Origin of the sequence: Streptomyces sp. 130 (assembly GCF_007096885.1) — a bacterium.
Lineage (GTDB): Bacteria > Actinomycetota > Actinomycetes > Streptomycetales > Streptomycetaceae > Streptomyces.
Map to the genome: position 1 here is coordinate 1 of NZ_VJNO01000081.1, position 4,737 is coordinate 4,737.

Here is a 4,737-nt window from a genome sequence, read left to right on the forward strand (position 1 = left end):
CCTTCGGTCTTGCGTTTCCGACTCTATCAGACTCTTTCGTGTCCGATTCCCGGTCGAAGCGGGTCAAGCAGTTTTCGCTTTCCAGTTCTTCGCTTTCGCGTTTCCCTTTCCGGCGAGTCCGACTCTATCAGATCCTTTCGGGCCTGATTCCCAGTCAGCGGGGCTTGTCTTCCCGGCCGTTGGGCCGTTCCGACGAGTGAGACATTAGCGGAATCCTGGGCCCCGACGCTAATCGGGGTCGCGCTCCTTCGAACGCGGATTCCTCATTCCGCATAAGCGCACGCCGAGACATGCGACAGCTGTCGCGTGCTCGTTGTAGTTACTGCGGAATGGCTGCCCGGGGACCAACCTGAGTCGGCGCTCACGTCGGACAACTCGGAGCACACTACGGACCGGGAGGGGGCGTGTCAACCCCCGGCCGGGCCGGGGGTGACGAGGCCCTGGTCAGCCGTTGCCGGAGGCCAGCGCGCGGCTGCGGTCTCGGGCCGCTTCGAGTGCGGCGATGAGGGCCGCGCGTACGCCGTGGTTCTCCAGTTCGCGGATGGCGCTGATAGTGGTGCCGGCCGGGCTGGTGACGGCCTCGCGGAGCTTGACCGGGTGCTCGCCGCTGTCCCGGAGCATCACGGCGGCACCGATCGCGGCCTGGACGATGAGGTCATGGGCCTGGGCGCGCGGCAGGCCGAGCAGGATGCCGGCGTCCGTCATCGCCTCGACCAGGAAGTAGAAGTAGGCCGGGCCCGAGCCGGAGAGGGCGGTGGCCGCGTCCTGCTGGGACTCCGGGACGCGCAGGGTCTTGCCGACCCCCTTGAAGATGGCGTCCGTCGAGGCGAGGTGCTCCCCCGTGGCGTGGCTGCCCCCCGAGATGACGGACATGCCCTCGTCCACCAGGACGGGGGTGTTCGGCATGACGCGGACGACCGGGGTGCCGGCGGTGAGGCGGTCCTCGATGTACGCGGTCGTGATGCCGGCCGCCGCGCTGATGACCAGGCGGTCCGCGGTGAGGTGGGGGGCCAGTTCGTCGAGGAGGCGGCCCATGTCCTGGGGCTTGACCGCGAGGATCAGGATGTCCGCCCGCTTCGCGGCCTCCGCGTTGCTGACCGCGTCCACGCCGTACCGGTCGCGCAGTTCGGCGGCCCGGTCCGAGCGGCGGGTGGTGACCAGCAGGTTCGTCGGGCGCCAGCCGGCCCGGATCATGCCGCTGAGCAGGGCCTCGCCGATCTTGCCGGTGCCGAGGACTGCAACTGTCTGGGTCATGCCGTTCACCCTCCGGGCGGTGCTCGATGTGCGCGGTGCTCAGTGCTCGTCGGCGTCATCTTCGCACCGCCCCGTCAGGCCGTGCGGCGGCGGAGGGTGGCCGCGCCGAGGGCCAGGACGAGCAGGGCGCAGCCCGCCACGACGAGGACGTCGCGGACGAAGTCCCCGGTCACCTCGGTGTGGTGGAGCACCTCGTTCATCCCGTCCACGGCGTACGACATCGGCAGCACGTTCGAGATGGCCTCCAGGAACGGCGCCATCCGGTCGCGCGCGATGAAGAGGCCGCAGAGCAGCAGCTGCGGGAAGATCACCGCGGGCATGAACTGCACCGCCTGGAACTCGGAGGCCGCGAACGCCGAGACGAACAGGCCGAGCGCCGTGCCGAGCAGCGCGTCGAGCACGGCGACCAGGAGCAGCAGCCACGGCGACCCCATGACGTCCAGGCCGAGGGCCCACACCGAAAGGCCGGTGGCCAGGAGCGACTGGAGGACGGCGACGGCGCCGAAGGCCAGCGCGTACCCCGCGATGAGGTCGCCCTTGCCGAGCGGCATCGACAGCAGGCGCTCCAGGGTGCCGGAGGTGCGTTCGCGCAGGGTGGCGATCGAGGTCACCAGGAACATCGTGATCAGCGGGAAGATCCCGAGCAGTGAGGCGCCGATCGAGTCGAAGGTCTGCGGGCTGCCGTCGAAGACGTACCGCAGCAGCGTGATCAGGAGGACCGGGACCAGCAGGAGCAGCGCGACCGTACGCGGGTCGTGGGCGAGCTGGCGCAGGACGCGGGCGGCCGTGGCGAGGGCGCGGGCCGGGCTCAGGGGGGCTGTCGTGCTGCTCATCGGGCGTTCTCCTCGCGGTGGGCGGCCTCGTCGACCAGGTGCAGGAAGGCCGCTTCGACGGTGTCGGTGCCGGCGGCGGCGCGCAGGGCGTCCGGGGTGTCGTCGGCGAGGATCTCGCCCCCGCGCATGAGGAGGAGGCGGTGGCAGCGCTCGGCCTCGTCCATGACGTGGGAGGAGATGAGGAGCGCGGTGCCGCGTTCGGCGGCGAGGGTGTGGAAGAGCTGCCACAGGTCGCGGCGCAGGACCGGGTCGAGGCCGACGGTCGGTTCGTCCAGGACGAGCAGGTCCGGGGTGCCGAGGAGGGCGACGGCGAGGGACACGCGGGTGCGCTGGCCGCCGGAGAGGTTGCCGGCGAGGGCGTCCTCGTGGCTGGTCAGGTCGACCTCGGCGAGCGCGCGGGTGACGGCCTCGCGGCGGGTGTCGCGGTGGGCGCGGCCCGGCCGGAGGATCGCCGCGAAGTAGTCGAGGTTCTGGCGGACGGTGAGGTCGGTGTAGACGGAGGCCGCCTGGGTGACGTACCCGACGCGGGGGCGGAGGGAGGGGTGGCCGGCGGGGCTGCCGAGGACCTGGAGGGTGCCGGTGACCTTGGCCTGGGTGCCCACGACGGCGCGCATGAGGGTCGATTTGCCGCAGCCGGAGGGGCCGAGGAGGCCGGTGATCCTGCCGGCTTCGACGGTGAAGTCGAGGCCCTTGAGGACCGTGCGGCTGCCTCGTTGGACGGTGAGGCCACGGGCCTCGACGGCGACGCCCGAAGAATTCATCATGTGATGAATATGGGCTCCGGCGGGCAGCACCGTCAAGGGACGGGGCGGGCCCGGGGCTCAGCACACGGCCGCGTGCAGCTCCACGACGTACGCCTCCTCAACCGTGCCGTCCGGGAAGTCGGCCAGGAGCCGGGTCCGCTCCTCGGCGAGGAAGTCCCGGGCCGCGTCGTCGTCGATGGTCAGGAACGCGGAGTGGCTGCCGAGGTTGTCGAGGTGGGTGGTGAGGGGGACGCGCCGGGTCCACGGGACGCGGCGGCACGTGAAGGCGAGGTCCGGCGGCAGGTCGCGGTCCTGCACGGCCGAGCGCCTGGGGCCCAGTTGTTCCGGGCCGACGCCGAAGAAGCGGACGAGCCGTTCCTCCTGGGCGGCGAGCCACGGGACGGTGTCGTCGGTGACGTTCCACCAGAGGGCGAGCGTGCCGCCCGGCCGCAGGACGCGCCGGACCTCGGCGGCGGAGCGGGTGTGGTCGGTCCAGTGCCAGGACTGGGCGTACGTGATCAGGTCGGCCGAGGCGGTCGCGAAGGGGAGCCGGTTGCCGTCGCCCCGTACGAGCGGGACGTCCGGGAGGTCCCGGCGGAGCTGGGCGGCCATGCCGGGCCCGGGCTCGACGGCGACGACGCGCGCGCCCCGGTCGCGGAGGCGGCGGGTGGAGATGCCGGTGCCCGCGCCCACGTCCAGGGTGCGGGCCCCTCGCAAGGGGCGGCCGGCGATGTTCTCGACGGCGTCGAACAGCGCGTCCGGGTAGCTGGGGCGGGCGGCGGCGTACTGGGCGGCGGCCCGGTCGAAGGACAGGGCGCGCGTGGGGCCCGGGACGGCGTTCGGTGAGTGTGTCGTGGCCATGCGGCCATCGTGCCCCCCGGACGCCCGGAGGCGTCAGCCGCGGCGGCCCTTCTTCCGGCGGGCGGCCGGGTTTCCGGGACGGCGTTCGGTGAGTGTGTCGTGGCCATGCGGCCATCGTGCCCCCCGGACGCCCGGAGGCGTCAGCCGCGGCGGCCCTTCTTCCGGCGGGCGGCCGGGTTTCCGGGACGGCGTTCGCTGAGTGTGTCGTGGCCATGCGGCCATCGTGCCCCCCGGACGCCCGGAGGCGTCTGCCGCGGCGGCCCTTCTTCCGGCGGGCGGCCGGGTTTCCGGGACGGCGTTCGGTGAGTGTGTCGTGGCCATGCGGCCATCGTGCCCCCCGGACGCCCGGAGGCGTCAGCCGCGGCGGCCCTTCTTCCGGCGGGCGGCCGGGTTTCCGGTGCGGGAGGCGCGGCGCTTCGCGTACCGGGCGGCGGCCTCCTCGTACTCCCTGCGCCGCAGCCCCTCGCCGGGCGCCTCGGTGAACGTACGGAAGAAGTACGCGAGCAGTGAGCCGACGAAGCCGATGGCCTTCAGGCCGCGCAGGTTCTCCTCGCGCGCCGGGTCGGCCGGGCGGCGGCCGAAGCCCTCCCAGGTCTTGCGGAAGGCGATCGCGCTGCAGATGGCGAACATCGCGACGACCAGCACGCCGACGAAGCCGCCGACGTCGGCGATCTCCAGCCCCTGGTACGCGAAGCGCAGGACGAAACAGGCGGCGACGGCAGCGAGGAGGGAGCCGACGGCGGCCCCCACGCGGCGCAGCCCGTAGTGGCCGTCGGGGGCGACCCAGGTGGTGCCGAAGAAGCGGAGGGGCGCGGGCTGCGGGCCCGGCGGAATCGCGGGCGCGGACGGGGCGGGGGCCGCGCCTTCGGGGGTCTCGCTGTTCTCGCTCACGGGGGCGATTATCCCGCAGGTCCGGTGGCGGCCGGGGGGGGGGGGGGGGGGGCCCCCCCCCGCCCCGGGGGGGCCGCGCGGGGGGGGGGGGGGCCCCCCCCCCGGGGGGGGGGGGCCCCGCCCCCGGGGCCCCCGCCGCGGCGCCCCCCCCGGGG

5 protein-coding genes are annotated in these 4,737 nt (G+C 73.6%); all 5 read right to left on the reverse strand.

Features of this window, described 5'->3' with window-relative positions:
- Positions 1-444 precede the first annotated feature (444 nt).
- Positions 445-1,254 (reverse strand): pyrroline-5-carboxylate reductase, encoded by an 810-nt coding sequence (gene proC, locus FKN01_RS31940; protein ID WP_143626141.1) that lies wholly within the window; start codon positions 1,252-1,254, stop codon positions 445-447.
- 74 nt (positions 1,255-1,328) lie between these two features.
- On the reverse strand, positions 1,329-2,087 hold the full coding sequence (locus FKN01_RS31945; protein ID WP_143626142.1) for an ABC transporter permease: 759 nt from the start codon (positions 2,085-2,087) through the stop codon (positions 1,329-1,331).
- The gene (locus FKN01_RS31950; protein ID WP_143626143.1) at positions 2,084-2,851 is read right to left on the reverse strand and encodes an ABC transporter ATP-binding protein; all 768 of its coding nucleotides are present in this window, start codon (positions 2,849-2,851) and stop codon (positions 2,084-2,086) included. Before FKN01_RS31950 ends, FKN01_RS31945 begins: the two co-directional genes overlap by 4 nt.
- Positions 2,852-2,908: 57 nt before the next feature.
- Positions 2,909-3,691: a class I SAM-dependent methyltransferase gene (locus FKN01_RS31955; protein WP_143626144.1), complete on the reverse strand. Its 783-nt coding sequence runs from the start codon at positions 3,689-3,691 to the stop codon at positions 2,909-2,911.
- Positions 3,692-4,045: 354 nt separating this feature from the next.
- Positions 4,046-4,582 (reverse strand): hypothetical protein, encoded by a 537-nt coding sequence (locus FKN01_RS31960; RefSeq protein WP_143626145.1) that lies wholly within the window; start codon positions 4,580-4,582, stop codon positions 4,046-4,048.
- Positions 4,583-4,737: the final 155 nt, after the last annotated feature.

Excerpts from the sequence above, each read along its gene's own strand:
- proC (WP_143626141.1), bottom strand. The coding sequence starts at position 1,254 with ATGACCCAGACAGTTGCAGTCCTCGGCACCGGCAAGATCGGCGAGGCC.
- FKN01_RS31945 (WP_143626142.1), bottom strand. The coding sequence starts at position 2,087 with ATGAGCAGCACGACAGCCCCCCTGAGCCCGGCCCGCGCCCTCGCCACG.
- FKN01_RS31950 (WP_143626143.1), bottom strand. The coding sequence starts at position 2,851 with ATGATGAATTCTTCGGGCGTCGCCGTCGAGGCCCGTGGCCTCACCGTC.
- FKN01_RS31955 (WP_143626144.1), bottom strand. The coding sequence starts at position 3,691 with ATGGCCACGACACACTCACCGAACGCCGTCCCGGGCCCCACGCGCGCC.